This is a genomic window from Photobacterium alginatilyticum (assembly GCF_009910675.1).
GTDB classification, from domain to species: domain Bacteria; phylum Pseudomonadota; class Gammaproteobacteria; order Enterobacterales; family Vibrionaceae; genus Photobacterium; species Photobacterium alginatilyticum.
Genome location: NZ_RSEJ01000028.1, coordinates 26,861 through 43,704, shown reverse-complemented (window position 1 = coordinate 43,704; position 16,844 = coordinate 26,861). Strand labels below are relative to the sequence as shown.

15 protein-coding genes are annotated in these 16,844 nt (G+C 50.6%); 12 read left to right on the top strand and 3 right to left on the bottom strand.

The window, feature by feature from the left end:
- Window positions 1-71 precede the first annotated feature (71 nt).
- Entirely contained in the window at window positions 72-551 is a 480-nt protein-coding gene (locus tag EIZ48_RS22200) for a flavodoxin (protein ID WP_240153061.1), read from the top strand.
- Window positions 552-605: 54 nt separating this feature from the next.
- On the opposite strand, the gene EIZ48_RS22195 is transcribed toward EIZ48_RS22200, so the two are convergent.
- The 3 genes from EIZ48_RS22195 to map all read right to left on the bottom strand — a co-directional run bounded on the left by EIZ48_RS22195 (window position 606) and on the right by map (window position 4,730).
- Entirely contained in the window at window positions 606-986 is a 381-nt protein-coding gene (locus tag EIZ48_RS22195) for a DUF3461 family protein (protein WP_160656459.1), read from the bottom strand.
- A gap of 144 nt (window positions 987-1,130) precedes the next feature.
- Window positions 1,131-3,752, bottom strand: coding sequence for a bifunctional uridylyltransferase/uridylyl-removing protein GlnD (gene glnD, locus EIZ48_RS22190; RefSeq protein WP_160656456.1), 2,622 nt, complete (start codon window positions 3,750-3,752; stop codon window positions 1,131-1,133).
- A gap of 102 nt (window positions 3,753-3,854) precedes the next feature.
- A complete protein-coding gene (map, locus tag EIZ48_RS22185) occupies window positions 3,855-4,730 on the bottom strand; it encodes a type I methionyl aminopeptidase (RefSeq protein WP_160656453.1) in 876 nt (291 codons plus the stop codon).
- A 324-nt stretch (window positions 4,731-5,054) separates the two neighbouring features.
- Between map and rpsB the strand changes: the two genes are divergently transcribed.
- The 11 genes from rpsB (at window position 5,055) to lpxD (ending at window position 16,803) form a co-directional block, all read left to right on the top strand.
- On the top strand, window positions 5,055-5,783 hold the full coding sequence (rpsB, locus tag EIZ48_RS22180) for a 30S ribosomal protein S2 (RefSeq protein ID WP_139310444.1): 729 nt from the start codon (window positions 5,055-5,057) through the stop codon (window positions 5,781-5,783).
- Between the two features lie 113 nt (window positions 5,784-5,896).
- A complete protein-coding gene (gene tsf / locus EIZ48_RS22175) occupies window positions 5,897-6,742 on the top strand; it encodes a translation elongation factor Ts (RefSeq protein WP_160656450.1) in 846 nt (281 codons plus the stop codon).
- 92 nt (window positions 6,743-6,834) lie between these two features.
- A complete protein-coding gene (gene pyrH / locus EIZ48_RS22170; protein ID WP_075762714.1) occupies window positions 6,835-7,563 on the top strand; it encodes a UMP kinase in 729 nt (242 codons plus the stop codon).
- 85 nt (window positions 7,564-7,648) lie between these two features.
- The gene (gene frr / locus EIZ48_RS22165; RefSeq protein WP_160656447.1) at window positions 7,649-8,206 is read left to right on the top strand and encodes a ribosome recycling factor; all 558 of its coding nucleotides are present in this window, start codon (window positions 7,649-7,651) and stop codon (window positions 8,204-8,206) included.
- A gap of 82 nt (window positions 8,207-8,288) precedes the next feature.
- Window positions 8,289-9,053 carry an undecaprenyl pyrophosphate synthase gene (gene uppS, locus EIZ48_RS22160; RefSeq protein WP_160656444.1) on the top strand — a complete coding sequence of 255 codons (765 nt, stop codon included), beginning with the start codon at window positions 8,289-8,291 and terminating at the stop codon, window positions 9,051-9,053.
- A 73-nt stretch (window positions 9,054-9,126) separates the two neighbouring features.
- Entirely contained in the window at window positions 9,127-9,975 is an 849-nt protein-coding gene (locus EIZ48_RS22155; protein ID WP_160656441.1) for a phosphatidate cytidylyltransferase, read from the top strand.
- 132 nt (window positions 9,976-10,107) lie between these two features.
- A complete protein-coding gene (ispC, locus tag EIZ48_RS22150) occupies window positions 10,108-11,304 on the top strand; it encodes a 1-deoxy-D-xylulose-5-phosphate reductoisomerase (protein ID WP_160656438.1) in 1,197 nt (398 codons plus the stop codon).
- Window positions 11,301-12,656 (top strand): sigma E protease regulator RseP, encoded by a 1,356-nt coding sequence (rseP, locus tag EIZ48_RS22145; RefSeq protein ID WP_160656435.1) that lies wholly within the window; start codon window positions 11,301-11,303, stop codon window positions 12,654-12,656. Before ispC ends, rseP begins: the two co-directional genes overlap by 4 nt.
- Before the next feature lie 36 nt (window positions 12,657-12,692).
- The gene (bamA, locus tag EIZ48_RS22140; protein ID WP_160656432.1) at window positions 12,693-15,116 is read left to right on the top strand and encodes an outer membrane protein assembly factor BamA; all 2,424 of its coding nucleotides are present in this window, start codon (window positions 12,693-12,695) and stop codon (window positions 15,114-15,116) included.
- A 17-nt stretch (window positions 15,117-15,133) separates the two neighbouring features.
- The gene (locus tag EIZ48_RS22135) at window positions 15,134-15,643 is read left to right on the top strand and encodes an OmpH family outer membrane protein (protein WP_160656429.1); all 510 of its coding nucleotides are present in this window, start codon (window positions 15,134-15,136) and stop codon (window positions 15,641-15,643) included.
- Between the two features lie 134 nt (window positions 15,644-15,777).
- A complete protein-coding gene (gene lpxD / locus EIZ48_RS22130) occupies window positions 15,778-16,803 on the top strand; it encodes a UDP-3-O-(3-hydroxymyristoyl)glucosamine N-acyltransferase (protein WP_160656427.1) in 1,026 nt (341 codons plus the stop codon).
- The last annotated feature ends 41 nt before the right edge of the window (window positions 16,804-16,844 follow it).

Genomic DNA, 16,844 nt, shown 5'->3' with positions numbered 1-16,844 from the left:
AACTCGCGGAACGAGCACGATTTATTTGCATCTGGCCAGTCAAACAGCCACATTAGTTGAATGAAGTGCAAATGGCAGCGAGGCAGGAAGCGATGGCAAAAGTAGGTGTTTTTGTTGGATCGGTGTACGGAGGCGCAGAGGATGTCGCGCAGGAAGTTGTCGGGCAGTTAATCGCCAAGGGACATGCTGCCCAGTTGTTTCTTGATCCGCAGATCGAGGACTTTCTGGAGTATCAGAATGATGTGGCCTTGGTGATCACCTCTACGACCGGGCAGGGTGAAATACCGGACAACCTGTTGCCGCTCTATCTAGCCCTTAATGAGCAGTTTCCGCTGCTGCCGGGGCTGGCATACGGCGTTATTTCGATGGGGGACTCGAGCTACGGCGAGGAGCGCTATTGCGGTGCCGGGCGACAGTTTGATGAGTTGCTGGCTCAGCTTCAGGCCAAGTCTGTCAATGAGCGGCTGGATATTGATGCCTGCGTTAACTTTGATGCCCTTGAGGTTGCGATACCCTGGCTGACGCAGTTCGTCCAGCGAATCACTGAATGATAGTTATCTTTCTTTTGTGGCACTCCTGAACACCATCAGGAGTGCAGCTTCGGGTTATTTTAATTTTTCCAGATCAGCTTCGATTTCGGCGATCTTGTGGGTAACGACCTGTTCAAGATGACGTAAATCTTTCAGTATTTTCTTCTTAACATCCACATCCGTATGCTTTCGCTTGGTGAGTTGATCAAGCTCATCAATAACAAAAGTCAGGTTACGGTTGATTTCAGTAATTTCTTTATATTCCCGGTTACCGCTATTCACGACCACGGACTTGCGCTGGCGCGGGAACTTGAACTTGACGCTTTTGGCAAAGAGTTCGCCTTTCTGTTTGGCGAAGTACACTTTAAGAATGTCGTTAGTCGCTTCTTGGCGCAGGCTGTAACGCTCGATGGTTTCCGGATTCTCGATACCGATACTGGTGAGGTTTGGGTACATAGGGGCCTCATTCTGATGGACTGCTTCGGTATCAATGTAGCAACTACAGACGGCAGCGTCTTGATGTAGCACTTAATGTGTGGGCGAGATCGAGATTCCCCCGAGCCACTTGGTCAGTGGCTCGGGGGAGGATGGTATTATCGCTTATTTTGCCGCATCGAGGCGGGCGACAAGGGCTTCTTTCAGCTGCTGCTGTTGCTCTTCGGTCAGCTGGGCGCCGTCTTCGTTGACTAGGATAAAAAAGTCCTCGGCCCTCTCGCCGATGGTGGTGATTTTTGCAGCCTGCAAGCTGACTTTCTGCCGGGCAAAGACCGAGCCGACACGGGCAAGCAGCCCCGGCATGTCCAGAGCAACCAGCTCCATCATGGTTTTTTTGCCGGTTTTGGTCGGCAGGAAGTCGACTTTGGTTTTGACATTGAAATGAAGCAATTTACGCGGGGCCCGTTTCTTCTTGCGCTCCGACTTCATATGGGTCAAGGCGCTCACCAGTGCCCGGCGAACGGTATTATGGCGGTTCTCGCTTAGCGCCTTGCCGGTCGGATCGAGCACCATAAAGGTATCCAGCGCATAGCCATCTTTGCTGTTCATGATCTGGGCGTCGTGGACGCTGAGGTTCTTCTTGTCCAGCTCCGAGACGACAATCGCAAACAGCTTGGCCTTGTCTTTGCTGTAGACAAACACCTCGGTACCGCCACGGGTGGCTTTTTTGCTCAGCAAGATCAATGGCTTGTCATGATCTTCATGTTTGAGGATTGCCTCGGCGTGCCAGGCTATCTGTTTATGGGTATGGCGTAGGAAGTAGTCGGCCTTGAAGCGCTGCCACAAGACCTCGATCTCACGCGGGGTAAAACCGTGGCTGCGCAGAATAGCCGAGGCCATCTGCTGGTTATGGCGGATCCGCTCGCGGACATCCGGCGGGTTTTCCAGCCCACGGCGCAGGGCTTTTTGTGTCGAGTAATAGAGTTCGGCCAGCAGGGTGCGTTTCCAGCTATTCCACAGCTCCTGGTTGGTGGCGCAGATATCAGCGACGGTGAGGCAGATCAGGTAATCAAGCCGCTCTTCATCCCGCACCTGCATAGCGAAATCGGTAACCACCTCCGGATCGTAAATGTCCCGTCGCTGGGCCGTGACGGACATCAGCAGGTGTTTGTTGACCAGCCACTTGACCAAATTGGCCTCGGGGCGGGAAAGGCCGTGCTGGATACAGAACTCATACGCATCGACACCGCCCAGCTCAGAGTGGTCGCCGCCGCGTCCCTTGGCGATATCATGGAAGATAGCCGCCAGGATCAGAATTTCTTTCTTGGCGATCCGCGGGTAGACCTCGCAACAGATCGGATGGCGCTGGCGGTTGTCCGGATCGCTGAACTTGTTGAGATTCTTGAGCAGCCGGACACTGTGCTCGTCGACGGTATAGACATGGAACAGATCAAACTGCATCTGACCGACGATTTGGCTCCACTGGGGGAGGTAGGCCGATAATACCCCGTGTCGGTGCATCAGGCGGAATGCCCGCTGCAGGGCATTGGGCTCGCGGACCAGCTCCATGAATTTCTCCCGGGCTTCGGGGATATCAACCAGAAAGCGGTTTAGACGGCGACGGGCTGTTCGGAGCTGGCGCAGAGTGGGCGCGGCAATGCCCTCGATTTCAGAATTTCTTGCGACATGCAGACACATATCAAGGATAGTTTCGGGACGAGCCTGGAACAAAGCCGGTTTGGTTGCTTCGATAAGGTGGCCGCGTAACTGAAAGTCATCGTCCAGCGGGACGGCCTCGGTGACTTGCCCTTTGTTGAGAATAGCCTGATCAAAGAGCTGTAATAACATTTTGTTGAGTTCGGAGACCCGGCGCAGGGTGCGATAGAACTCTTTCATCATCATTTCGACCGGGCGGTTGCCCTCGCCGGTATAGCCGAGTTTTTCGGCTACCGAGGCCTGGTGTTCGAAAGTCAGGCGGTTGTCGTAACGACGGAGCTCGCTGTGCAGGGCGAAGCGAATACGCCACAGCGAGTCCTGGCATTCGACCAGTTCGCGATACTCGGCATCGGTCAGGAAACCAAAACGGCTCATTTCCAGCAGGCTGGTGGCACCAAAATGGCGTCGGGCGACCCAGCTCAGGGTGTGGATATCACGCAGCCCGCCGGGGCTGGACTTGATGTCCGGCTCGAGGTTATAGGTCGTATCGTGGTAGCGGGCATGGCGAACCTTTTGTTCCTCCAGCTTGGCCTGGTAAAACTTCTCGCTGGGCCAGAACTTCCCAGAGTTGACTTGTTCTTCCAGGCACTGGAACGTATCGGGGTTGCCGCATAGCAGGCGCGATTCCTGCAGATTGGTCGCCACGGTCAGATCTTCAAGGCCAATCTCGAGGCAGTCGTCAAGGGTGCGGACACTGTGGCCGACCTCGAGCTTCAGATCCCACAGAAAGGTGAGAAACTCACTGACCGTTTTGCCGGTCGGCTCATCCAGCGGCTGGTCGCTGAGCAGCAAGATATCCACGTCGGAAAGCGGGTGGAGTTCGCCGCGGCCATAGCCGCCCACGGCGATCAGTGCCAGTTCGCTGTGTTTATCGAGACCGAAGTGCTGCCACAAGCGCTGTAGCAGGGTATCGATAAAACCCGCACGGGTTTCGACCAGTTCGGTGACCGGTGTGCGGTTGGCAAATTGCTGCTTTTGCTGTTCGGTAAACTGTTCCAGTTCACTGCGCAGGGCTTCTTGTGAGAGAGGTTCGGGGGAGAGCTGCTCTGAGGCTGAGAAAGTATCTGTCATCGCATTCCGTGCCATGTTGTGAATTGGTATGGGTATTACTATAACTGTACAGGAATAAATAGGAAGGTATAAAAAAGCCGGCCTATTGGCCGGCTAGGAAGATTAGTTGCGCATTTGACGAGGAATGCTTTCCTCCTGGCGCAGGGTCAGTACCTCACACCCTGTCTCCGTGACGACGATAGTGTGTTCGTACTGAGCCGATTTCTTGCCGTCCCCGGTATAAACTGTCCAGTCATCAGCCCCATCGACCGTACAGCCAAACTTACCGGCATTGATCATCGGTTCGATAGTAAAGCACATGCCCGCTTTCAGCACCGTACGGTCGCCATTGCGGTAGTGGACCACTTGAGGCTCTTCGTGGAAATCACTGCCGATACCGTGCCCGCAGAAATCTTTAACAATTGAATACTTGTTTAGAGGATTCTTCTTGTTGTTGTCCTTGATGAACTTTTCAATCGCAGTTCCGATATCACCGACGCGAGCACCTGGCTTCACTTTTTTCATACCGACGTAAAGGGCTTCCTGGGTAACGCGACACAGGCGTTTATCGGCAGGTGTGACATCACCGACCAGGAACATCTTTGACGTGTCGCCGTGATAGCCTTTCGGGCGTACGCTCAGATCAGCATTTTCGTCATTCGGGACTATGACCGTGATATCGACATTGATGATATCGCCGTTTTTAAGCACGGCTGGTTTCACCTGGCCGTTGCTGCCGATCTCGTCCTGGCTGGCCGGGATGCCGTGGCAAACGATGTGGTTGATAGACGTACAGATAGATTTCGGAAAACCATGGTAATCAAGCGGGGCCGAGTAGGCACCTTTTTCCAACGCATAATCATGACAGATCTGGTTCAGTTCTTCTGTCGTCACACCTTCTTTGATGTGAGGTTCGATCATTTCCAGCACATCCGCAGCCAAACGGCCTGCGACGCGCATTTTTTCAATTTCATCAGCCGTTTTGATCTTGATGCTCATCCAATCTTCTCTACATTGACTGTTTTCTATTGAATATATGGTAACAGTGAGGACGCTGGATGAAAACCAAGTTTGACGCTCTCAACTATAATTAGGCTAGATTTTGGTGGATAAAATATGGTATAAAGCGCGCCGTAATTAGCTAACTTGTGTTTCGACCCTGCTGGTTAAATTACCACTAAACATTTATTAATCACTCACACATATCGGCACATTCTCCGGGGTGCTCATCAGTCTTTCGCGAGGCTGCAGGTTTGCAGTAATGCAAATCATGGGTCGGTAGAATGGGATATGTGGACGCCTAACCCCATAGAGGAATATTCAATGGCAACTGTATCAATGCGCGACATGCTTAAGGCTGGTGTTCACTTCGGTCACCAAACTCGTTACTGGAACCCAAAAATGAAGCCATTCATCTTTGGTGCTCGTAACAAGGTACATATCATCAACCTTGAGAAAACTGTACCAATGTTCAATGACGCTCTTGCTGAAATCAACAAGATTTCTGCTCGCAAGGGTAAAGTTCTTTTTGTTGGTACTAAGCGTGCAGCCAGCGAATCAATCAAAGAAGCTGCGATTAACTGTGACCAGTTCTACGTGAACAACCGCTGGTTGGGCGGTATGCTGACTAACTGGAAAACTGTTCGCCAGTCAATCAAGCGTCTAAAAGACCTAGAAGTTCAGTCTACTGACGGTACTTTCGACAAGCTAACCAAGAAAGAAGCGCTAATGCGTACTCGTGAAATGGAGAAGCTTGAGAAGTCACTTGGCGGTATCAAGAACATGGGCGGCCTACCAGACGCTATGTTCGTAATCGATGCTGATCACGAGCACATCGCTATTAAAGAAGCGAACAACCTGGGTATCCCAGTATTTGCAGTAGTAGATACTAACTCTAACCCAGACGGCGTTGACTTCGTTATCCCAGGTAACGATGACGCAATCCGTTCTATCCAGCTTTACACTGGTGCTGTAGCTCAAACTGTAACTGAAGGTCGTAACCAAGACATCGTTGCACAAGCTGAGCAAGACGGTTTCGTAGAAGCTGAGTAATAGCCAGCTCCTTTGAGCATCTTAAGTTACCTTGTGTAAACTAAGTATGGTTACCAGGGGCCGAATAGGGCCCCTGATTTTTATACCAAGTATTCAAAACTGAGGATATAACAATGGCAACAGTTACAGCTGCCCTAGTTAAAGAACTGCGTGAACGTACTGGCGCAGGCATGATGGAATGTAAAAAAGCGCTTGTTGAAGCGAACGCTGACATCGAACTAGCGATCGAAAACATGCGTAAGAGTGGTGCTGCTAAGGCTGCTAAAAAAGCTGGCCGTGTTGCTGCTGAAGGCGCAATCCTAGTTAAGGAAGCTGAAGGTCTTGCTGCAATCCTAGAAGTTAACTGTGAAACAGACTTCGTTGCTAAAGATGCAAACTTCCTGGCTTTCGCTAACGAAGCTCTAGACGCTGCAGTTGCTGAGAAGCTAGACACTGCTGCTCTACAGGCTAAATTCGAAGAAACGCGTGCAGCACTTGTTGCTAAGATCGGTGAGAACATCTCTATCCGTCGCGTAGAATTCATCGAAGGTGTTAAAGTTGGTTCTTACCGCCACGGCGACCGTATCGGTGTTGTTGTTGCTGCAGACGCTGAAGCTGAAGTAATCAAGCACGTTGCAATGCACGTTGCTGCTTCTAAGCCTGAGTACGTAACTCCTGAAGATGTACCAGCTGACGTTGTTGAGAAAGAAAAGCAAATTCAGATCGACATCGCTATGCAGTCTGGCAAGCCAGCTGAAATCGCAGAGAAGATGGTTGTTGGTCGTATGAAGAAGTTCACTGGCGAAGTTTCTCTAACTGGTCAGGCGTTCATCATGGACCCATCTCAGACTGTTGGTCAGATGCTGAAAGAAAAAGGCGCTTCTGTTTCTAACTTCATCCGTTTCGAAGTTGGTGAAGGTATCGAGAAAGCTCAAGAAATGAGCTTCGCTGAAGAAGTTGCAGCTGTTCAGAAGGGTTAATCCTTCTTGAAACGAACTCTAAAGACCGTAGCCAAGGCTGCGGTCTTTTTACAACTCCATATCTCTATTTGTAAGCCTGGAAGGTAAACCTAATGACCACAAATCCTAAACCGACTTATCAACGAATTTTGCTGAAACTCAGCGGTGAAGCACTGCAGGGCGACGAAGGTTTTGGTATTGACGCGCAAGTTCTTGACCGTATGGCTCAGGAAATCAAAGAACTTATTGAACTGGGTGTGCAAGTTGGCCTGGTTATCGGTGGTGGTAATCTCTTCCGTGGTGCTGGCCTTGCAGAAGCCGGTATGAACCGAGTTGTGGGCGATCACATGGGTATGTTGGCGACCGTGATGAATGGCTTGGCGATGCGTGATGCGTTGCACCGTGCCTATGTGAACGCTCGAGTGATGTCTGCTATTCCACTAAATGGTGTATGTGACAACTACAACTGGGCTGATGCGATCAGCCAGTTGCGTCAGGGTCGTGTAGTGATATTCTCTGCCGGTACGGGTAACCCGTTCTTTACCACTGACTCTGCTGCTTGTCTGCGCGGTATCGAAATCGAAGCCGACGTGGTACTGAAAGCAACAAAAGTTGACGGTGTATTCACAGATGATCCAGTTAAAAACCCAGAAGCTGTTCTTTATGATAAGCTTGGTTACAATGACGTTCTTGATAAAGAACTGAAAGTGATGGACTTAGCAGCATTTACACTTGCTCGTGACCATGGCATGCCAATTCGTGTCTTTAACATGAACAAGCCAGGTTCTCTGCGCCGTGTGGTAATGGGCGAGCAAGAAGGCACTTTGATTTCGAACGACTAAGCTTCTAGCGAGTAAGTTCTGTCGACACATTCTGAACGGGAGCGCCGGCGCTCCCGCTTTGACCGAATCATTAAGGGTATTAATCGTGATTGATGAAATTAAACAAGATGCGCAAGAGCGCATGGGCAAAAGCGTTGAAGCGCTGAAAAACCAACTGGCAAAAGTGCGTACTGGCCGTGCTCACCCAAGCCTGCTTGATACTATCTACGTAGAATATTACGGTGCCAACACGCCGCTTAAGCAACTGGCAAACGTTGTTGCTGAAGATTCCCGTACACTGGCAATCACTGTTTTCGATAAAGAGCTGACGCAGAAAGTTGAAAAAGCAATCATGATGTCTGACTTGGGTCTGAACCCTATGTCTGCGGGTACGGTTATCCGTGTTCCTCTTCCTCCGCTAACGGAAGAGCGTCGTCGTGACCTGGTTAAGATTGTGCGTGCCGAAGCCGAGCAGGGCCGTGTTGCCGTTCGTAACATCCGTCGTGATGCCAATGCTGATGTTAAAGCACTGCTGAAAGAGAAAGAAATCTCTGAAGATGATGACCGTCGTGCACAGGATGAGATCCAGAAAATCACAGATGCTGCGGTTAAGAACATTGATGCCGTGCTGGAAGTGAAAGAAAAAGAGCTAATGGAAGTATAAGGCCTGACGCGCCTTTATTAGCTTGATGAGACTTGAGGCGCTGTGCGTGCAGCACGGCGCTTTTCTTTTTTGAGGGAGATGTATGGCAGAGCATACAATCGAAAATGCACTTTCTGCTGATAATTTGCCAAAGCATATTGCTGTTATTATGGATGGCAATGGCCGCTGGGCAAAAGCGAAAGGCAAAGCTCGAGTGTTTGGCCATAAGGCCGGCGTAGAAGCCGTACGAAAAACCGTCTCGACGGCAAGTCGCCTCGGTATCAAGGTGGTAACGCTTTTTGCTTTCAGTAGCGAAAACTGGCGCCGTCCTGAAGACGAGGTGTCGTTGCTGATGGAGCTCTTCATGACAGTGCTTGGTCGTGAAGTGAAGCGTCTGCACAAAAACAATATCCGGTTACGGATCATCGGTGATAAGACCCGTTTCAGCCAGCGATTGCAGAAAAAAATCGCCGAGGCTGAGTTGTTGACTGCTGACAATACCGGGATGGTGCTGAATATCGCGGCCAACTACGGTGGTCAGTGGGATATCATGCAGGCGGCAAAGCGCTTGGTGAACCAAGTTGCCGAGAACGGGTTGACGGCGGAAGATATTACCGAGGATATGCTGGTACAAGGTTTGTCGACGTCAGGTTTGCCAGAGGTAGATCTGTTGATCCGTACGAGCGGTGAATGTCGCATCAGTAACTTTATGTTATGGCAGATGGCGTATGCCGAGCTGTACTTTACTGAGCAGCATTGGCCCGATTTTGACGAGCAAAGCCTGGCAGATGCCGTTGCGTGGTATGTGAACCGTGAGCGCCGTTTTGGATGTACCGGCGAGCAGGTGCAGGCTTTATTACAAAAATAGTAGCAATAGACAGACAGCAGCACAGAAATGCTGAGTCGTTACTAACATATGATGAATAACGAGAGGACGCAGCTTGCTTAAGCAACGTATCATTACCGCACTTATCCTCGCGCCGTTAGTAATAGCAGGGATTTTTCTTTTACCTTTCCCTGCTTTTGTTTTCGCTATAGCCGCGATTACCATGGTCGGTTTTTGGGAATGGACACAATTTGTTGATGCGAAATCGCGCTGGGGCGCGATGTTAGTACCCGCTATCGCCTTAGGCGCATCAATCTTCTTTATGCCGACGGATGTAGAAAGCCTGTCCTCCTTGGCTCTATCGCATCAGTATATGCTGTTGCTCGGTGGTGTTTGGTGGCTGGGTGCTTCCATGTTGGCCATCACTTACCCTTCTAGTTCTTCGCTCTGGTCTAAAGCTACCGCTTTGAAGTACCTTTTTGGCTTGCTGACCCTGCTCCCTTTCTTCTGGAGTATCTTGATGCTCCGTGCCGTAAACTACGCCGAATCACCTTACCACGGTGCCAAGCTGGTGATGCTGGTGTGCTTCCTGGTTTGGGCGGCGGATACCGGGGCTTACTTCTCGGGTAAACGTTTCGGTAAACGCAAGATGGCACCTGCCGTGAGCCCTAACAAGACAATCGAGGGTCTGGTTGGCGGTGCTGTACTGGCTGTGCTGGTGACTTGGAGTGGCGCAGCCGTGATGGATATTCCTTTTGTCAGCCTGGGCAGCCTGCTGGTGATTGCGGTGCTGACTGTGATTGCCTCTGTACTGGGTGATCTGGTCGAGAGCATGTTCAAGCGAGCCTCGGGCATTAAAGACAGCGGCAGTATCCTTCCCGGTCATGGTGGCGTGCTTGACCGAATTGATAGTCTGACAGCTGCCCTTCCTATTTTTGCTTTGCTTTACCTCTGGCTAGTATGATGTAGCTGGTTGTTGCTGTGTGGCTAACCGCACAGCAGACTTGTCCAACAGGGCAAACACAAGCTTAGCTGCCCCCTGTTTTACTGAGCAGCCTCCTGTAGGCTGCTTTTCACGGCTAAATAAAGTGATTTTATGCGTAAGTTAACGATTCTTGGTGCGACTGGTTCTATCGGAAGTAGTACGTTGGCGGTAGCGGCACAAAACCCGCATTTGTTTGAGGTAGTTGCACTGGCCGCTGGGTCTAATAGCCAGAAAATGTTTGGTCTATGCCAGCGGTGGAAGCCGAAGTATGCCGCAATGGCCTCGGAATCCGCGGCGTCTGAGCTCGCCGTGTTACTGAAACAGCATAATATTTCAACCACAGTACTCGCCGGTGTTGAGGGGATGTGCCAGGTGGCTGCCCTTGACGAGGTTGATACGGTAATGGCGGCCATTGTCGGTGCCGCCGGGCTGCTGCCGACGATGGCCGGTGTAAAGGCGGGCAAGCGTATTTTGCTGGCCAATAAGGAGGCCCTGGTTATGTCAGGGCAGATGTTTATTGACGCCTGCCAGCAATACGGCGCTGAGCTGTTGCCGGTCGACAGCGAGCATAACGCCATTTTTCAGAGCCTGCCCGCTGAGATCCAGCGTGCAATGGGGCATTGCGATCTGGCCAAACACGGGGTCAGTAAAATTTTGCTAACCGGCTCCGGAGGCCCTTTCCGCTATACTGATGTCTCTGAGCTTGCGGCGGTAACGCCAGCAATGGCTATCGCTCACCCTAACTGGTCGATGGGCCCTAAAATCTCTGTTGATTCGGCTACCATGATGAATAAGGGGCTGGAATATATTGAGGCTCGCTGGCTATTCAATGCCTCCCGAGAGCTGATGGACGTGATCATCCATCCGCAGTCTGTCATTCATTCTATGGTTCAGTACCAGGACGGGTCTGTGCTGGCGCAAATGGGGCTGCCTGATATGAGAACGCCTATCGCCTGTGCAATGTCCTATCCTGAAAGAGTAGAGGCAGGGGTGGCACCGCTGGACTTTAGCAAAGTCGGCGAATTTACCTTCCTGCAACCTGATTTTAAGCGCTATCCGTGCCTGAAACTGGCGATGGATGCGTGTTATGCCGGACAGGCAGCAACAACAGCGCTGAATGCCGCCAACGAAGAGGCTGTCGCGGCGTTTTTGAATAATCAGCTAAGGTTTACCGATATTGCCAGTGTGAACAGCCAGGTTCTCGATCTGGCGCAAATGCGCGAGCCGGCTGACTTGGAAAGCGTTATTGAGCTGGATAGAATGGCCCGGACATTAGCACAAGAAGTGATTGGTAAGGTATCTGTATGATGGGTATTTTGTGGAACCTGGGTGCCTTTTTGCTGGCACTGGGGATATTAATTGCGGTCCATGAGTTTGGTCACTTCTGGGTAGCCCGTCGCTGTGGCGTGTTCGTCGAGCGATTTTCGATTGGCTTTGGTAAGTCTCTATGGCGCAAGATCGGCAAGGACGGCACCGAGTATACACTGGCGATGATCCCGCTGGGTGGTTACGTCAAAATGCTGGACGGGCGTGTTGATGATGTGCCCGAAGAGAGAAAGCACCAGGCTTTTAACAACAAGGCGCTATGGCAACGTAGTGCGATTGTTGCGGCCGGTCCGCTGGCGAACTTTGTTTTTGCTATCTTTGCCTACTGGGTTGTCTACCTTATCGGTGTACCGGCTGTTCGCCCGGTAATTGGTGAAGTGGCTCCGCAATCTATTGCTGCAGAAGCAGGAATTAGTAATGGAATGGAACTAAAATCCATTTCAGGAATCAAAACCGCTGATTGGGAATCCGTTAACATGGCGATGATTTCCCATATTGGTGACCAAGAAATGGTTATTTCTGTCATCGAGCCCGGTACCGAGTATGAAGTGCAGCGTACCCTGGATCTGACTGACTGGTCGTTTGATCCGGAGCAAGAGCGGGTACTGACATCTTTGGGGATTGCACCTTACTCGCCGGCTATTACACTTGTTATTTCGCAGCTTGTTGATGATGGCGCAGCAATTACCGCTGGTTTAAGGTTAAATGACGAAATTGTTGCTATCAATGCTAAGCCGATAACGGAATGGCAGCAGGTTGTTGATGCGATACGCTCACATCCGTCACAGGCTCTTGATATCGAAGTGTTGCGAGATGGGGAGCCTGTCAAGTTAACGCTAACGCCAAATGCCAAAGAGCAGCGTGATGGTGAAGTGATAGGCTATGCCGGCTTTGCCCCCAAGGTTGAACCTTGGCCGGAGTCGTATCGGATTAATTTACAGTTCGGCCCTGTCGAAGCGGTCGGCAAGGCTGCAGAAAAAACCTGGCAACTGGTTACGCTTACCTTTGATATGGTAACCAAGTTGGTAACAGGTGATGTTGCAATAAAAAACCTGAGTGGCCCGATTTCTATCGCCAAGGGGGCCGGGATGACCGCCGATTATGGCGTGGTGTATTTCCTGGGGTTCCTGGCGTTGATCAGTGTGAACTTGGGTATTGTTAATTTGTTGCCGCTGCCAGTATTAGATGGTGGACACTTGATGTTCTTCGCCATTGAAGCGGTAACTCGTCGTCCTGTTTCTGAACGTGTTCAGGATATAGGCTACAGAGTGGGATCAGCCATTTTGGTTGCGTTAATGGCCGTAGCGCTATTCAATGATTTTACCCGCCTTTAATAAGTGCGTTTTTAGCAAGGAATAATCAGAACACTAATGGCGATGAAAAAACTGTTGGTCGCATCACTTTTACTCGGTAGTAGTGTTGCGCAGAGCGCGGAACAATTTGTAGTTGAAGATATTCGTTTCGAAGGCTTGCAGCGCGTGACGCTGGGTGCGGCATTGTTGACTATGCCGGTCCGAGTGGGTGACGATGTTGATGAGCGTGATGTCTCGGAAATGATTCAGGCGCTTTTTGCTTCTGGCAATTTTGAAGATATTAAAGTCTACCGTGATGGCAATGCACTGCTTGTGAAAGTCCTTGAGCGTCCGACGATTGCCAATATTACCTTCTCTGGCAATAAAGCGATCAAAGAAGAGCAGCTTAAAGAAAACCTTGATGCCTCGCGCATTATGGTAGGCGAAGCGCTGGACAGAACGACCCTGAGCAAGATTGAAAAAGGGTTGGAAGATTTTTACTACAGTGTCGGAAAGTACAATGCAACGGTAAAGGCGGTTGTTACCCCGTTGCCGCGTAATCGTGCTGATCTGAAGTTTGTCTTTACCGAAGGTGTGTCGGCGAAAATCCAGCAAATCAACTTTATTGGTAACGATGTTTTTACTGATCAGGAGCTGCAGGATAAGTTCAACCTCCAGGCCGAAGTGCCGTGGTGGAACTTCCTGGCCGATGAGAAATACCAGAAGCAGGTACTGGCCGGCGATTTGGAAACATTGCGCTCGCAATACCTGAACAGTGGTTACCTCAAGTACAAGCTTGATGCGACTCAGGTTGCAATCTCGCCGGACAAGAAAGGTGTGTATATCACCCTGAAAATTGACGAGGGCAAGCAGTACAGCGTGAAGGACGTGAAGTTCCGTGGTGATCTGGCCGGTAAAGTCGGTGATCTTGATAGTCTGGTGACTATCAGTGCCGGGGAAGTCTACAACGGGGCCAAAGTGACGGCATTGGAAGAAGCGGTCAAGCGTAAGCTGGGCGAGCTGGGCTATGCCTACCCGCAAGTAACGACAATCCCGGACTTTGACGATCTAAACCAGCAGGTTGCACTGACGGTCAATGTCGATCCGGGCAAGCGTATCTATGTCCGTAACATTACGTTCTCGGGCAATACTTCGACCAAGGACGAGGTACTTCGCCGTGAGATGCGCCAGATGGAAGGCAGTTGGCTGAACTCGAAGTCCGTTGAGCGCGGTAAAGAGCGTCTAAGCCGTACTGGCTTTTTTGAAAACGTTGATGTTCAGACGGTACGCGTTCCGGGTACCGATGATCAGGTCGATATCAAGTACAACGTCAAAGAGGCCAATGCCGGTAATATCAACTTTGGTGTGGGTTACGGTACCGAATCGGGCATCAGCTTCCAGGCGGGGATCCAGCAGGATAACTTCCTGGGTACCGGTAACCGTTTCGGCATCAATGCGATGATGAACGATTACCAGAAGAACATCAGCCTGGAATACCGCGATCCATATTTTACCCTCGATGGTATCAGCCTCGGCGGCAAGGTCTACTACAACGAGTTCGAGGCGTCGGATGCCAATATCTCTGACTATACCAACCAGAGCTATGGTACCAGCCTGACATGGGGCTTCCCGTACGATGAACTGAATTTCTTCGAATTTGGATTGGGTTACGATCACAACAAGATCTCCAATACCCAGGAATATGCCCAGATCGAGAAGTTCAAGGCCATTCACGGCTTTGACCGCGGCGACAATGTGATTGAACTGGACGATTTTGACTGGTCGGTGTCCTGGACCCGAAATAACCTTAACCGTGGTTATTTCCCGACGGCAGGTAACCATCAGCGTGCCTCGTTCCGGATGACAATACCAGGCTCCGATGCTCAGTATTTCAAGGCACAATATGACGTTCGTCAGTACTTCCCGCTGAACGAAGGGCATGACTTCAGCTTATTGCTACGCGGTAAGCTTGGATATGGTAATGGTTACGGTACGACCGACAACGGTAGTGATCAGCTATTGCCATTCTATGAAAACTTCTATGCCGGTGGCTTCTCTACCCTGCGTGGCTTCCGTTCCAATACGGTTGGTCCGAAAGCCGTTTATGTCGGTGGTTGTGATGCTGGCGGGATCAGCGGCGGTGGCAACAACAACTGTGCCACGGGTACAGATGATGCCGCCGGTGGTAACGCAACAGCCTTGGCCAGTGCCGAGCTGATTGTTCCGACGCCGTTTGCGTCGGAGGAAGTCCGTAACCAGATCCGAACCAGTATCTTTGTCGATGCCGGTACTGTTTGGGATACGGAATATGATGTAGCTAGCGGTGACGGCCGATATCTGAATGACTATTCCGATCCGTCATTGATCCGTGCTTCATACGGTGCCGCCCTGCAGTGGATGTCACCGATGGGACCGCTCGTATTCTCGATTGCTCGTCCGATCAAGAAATACGATGGTGATGATGAAGAGTTCTTTACCTTCACTATTGGACGAACATTCTAAAATTTGAGGAGATACTTTTGAAACAGTGGATTAAAGCGGCTGGTCTTAGCCTGGTAATTCTGTCTTCATCGATGTACGCACAGGCAGCTGAAGCGGCACAAAAAGTAGGCTATGTCGCAACTGGTCAGGCTATGGCTCAGCTGGCAAAACGGTATAATGTGGCGGAAAAGCTACGCGGTGAATTTAAAGATCGTATTGACGAGCTGCGCGGCATTGAAAGTCGCATGAAAACCAAAGTCGACAAGATGAAGCGTGACGGCGAGCTGATGAGTGCAAGCGATCGCACTAAGCTACAACGTGAAATGGCTTCACTTGAGTCTAACTATAAACTGAAAGCCAAGGCGTTGCAGGAAGACCAGCGTCGCCGTGGTGCGGAAGAAGAGCAGAAGCTGGTTCAGAAAATCCGTAAGGCCATCCAGGATGTTGCCAAGCGTGAAGGTTATGACATGGTTATCGATGCCAATGCAGTTCTTCACGCAAGTCCGAAAGATGACTTGTCTTCCAAGGTGATCTCTGCAGTTAAATAAACGGTAATTATTCAGCTCTGCTGATACCGTCCTGAGCCGAAAGTGTATGATTGAGTTATTGCGATCTGCACTTTCGTCTTGTTTTATCTGGCGGGTGTTCGGCGCTGAACAACTACAAAGAAATAAGGTAAATAATGGCTGGAATTACTCTTGCTGAAATAGCAGCGAAACTGGGTGCAGAGCTACGCGGCGATGGCACCGTAGTGATTGAATCTATCGCAGGTATGGATCAGGCCGGAGAAGGGCAGATCACGTTCTTGTCTAGCAGTAAATACCGCAAGCACCTTGCGCAGTGCAAGGCATCGGCGGTGATGCTTAAAGAAGGTGATCTTTCTTACTTTGAAGGCAATGCCCTGGTACTGAAAGACCCGTATTTGGGTTATGCCTTGATCGCTCAGCTATTAGATACCACCCCTGTAGCCGCTACTGATATTGCATCATCAGCATTTATCGCTGACGATGCCGTTATCGGCGAGGGCGTCGCTATCGGTCATAATGCGGTGATTGAGTCCGGTGCTCAGCTGGGCGATAACGTACAGATTGGTCCTGGTTGTTTTATCGGTAAAAATGCCGTTATCGGTGCCGATACCAAGCTGTGGGCCAATGTGACTATTTATCACAATGTTGTGCTGGGTGAGCAGTGCCTGGTGCAGTCCAGCACCGTGATTGGTGCTGACGGCTTCGGCTACGCAAATGACAAGGGCGAGTGGGTGAAGATCCCGCAGCTTGGTTCGGTCCGAATTGGTAACCGTGTCGAAATCGGTGCCTGTACTACCATTGATCGTGGTGCGCTGGATGACACCATTATCGAAGATAATGTGATCCTCGATAACCAGATGCAGATCGCCCATAACGTGCAGATCGGATATGGTACCGCGATGGCGGGTGGTACTATTGTCGCAGGCAGTACCAAAATTGGTAAATACTGTATTATCGGCGGCGCGTCTGTGCTCAATGGTCATATTGAAATAGCAGACGGCGTGACGATTACCGGTATGGGGATGGTGATGCGTAGTATCGAGGAGAAAGGTATGTTCTCGTCGGGTATCCCATTGCAGCCAAACCGCGAGTGGCGTAAAACAGCGGCTCGGGTAATGAAAATAGACGAGATGAACAAGCGTCTTAAAACCGTTGAAAAGAAATTGGAAGAAAACAGCTAATTGCTGCCGATTTCATCGCTGAAACAGGCCTGCACTCCGTG

Excerpts from the sequence above, each read along its gene's own strand:
- bamA (WP_160656432.1), top strand. The coding sequence starts at position 12,693 with ATGGCGATGAAAAAACTGTTGGTCGCATCACTTTTACTCGGTAGTAGT.
- pyrH (WP_075762714.1), top strand. The coding sequence starts at position 6,835 with ATGACCACAAATCCTAAACCGACTTATCAACGAATTTTGCTGAAACTC.
- tsf (WP_160656450.1), top strand. The coding sequence starts at position 5,897 with ATGGCAACAGTTACAGCTGCCCTAGTTAAAGAACTGCGTGAACGTACT.
- rpsB (WP_139310444.1), top strand. The coding sequence starts at position 5,055 with ATGGCAACTGTATCAATGCGCGACATGCTTAAGGCTGGTGTTCACTTC.
- map (WP_160656453.1), bottom strand. The coding sequence starts at position 4,730 with ATGAGCATCAAGATCAAAACGGCTGATGAAATTGAAAAAATGCGCGTC.
- ispC (WP_160656438.1), top strand. The coding sequence starts at position 10,108 with ATGCGTAAGTTAACGATTCTTGGTGCGACTGGTTCTATCGGAAGTAGT.
- EIZ48_RS22195 (WP_160656459.1), bottom strand. The coding sequence starts at position 986 with ATGTACCCAAACCTCACCAGTATCGGTATCGAGAATCCGGAAACCATC.
- glnD (WP_160656456.1), bottom strand. The coding sequence starts at position 3,752 with ATGACAGATACTTTCTCAGCCTCAGAGCAGCTCTCCCCCGAACCTCTC.
- rseP (WP_160656435.1), top strand. The coding sequence starts at position 11,301 with ATGATGGGTATTTTGTGGAACCTGGGTGCCTTTTTGCTGGCACTGGGG.
- EIZ48_RS22200 (WP_240153061.1), top strand. The coding sequence starts at position 72 with ATGGCAGCGAGGCAGGAAGCGATGGCAAAAGTAGGTGTTTTTGTTGGA.
- lpxD (WP_160656427.1), top strand. The coding sequence starts at position 15,778 with ATGGCTGGAATTACTCTTGCTGAAATAGCAGCGAAACTGGGTGCAGAG.
- uppS (WP_160656444.1), top strand. The coding sequence starts at position 8,289 with ATGGCAGAGCATACAATCGAAAATGCACTTTCTGCTGATAATTTGCCA.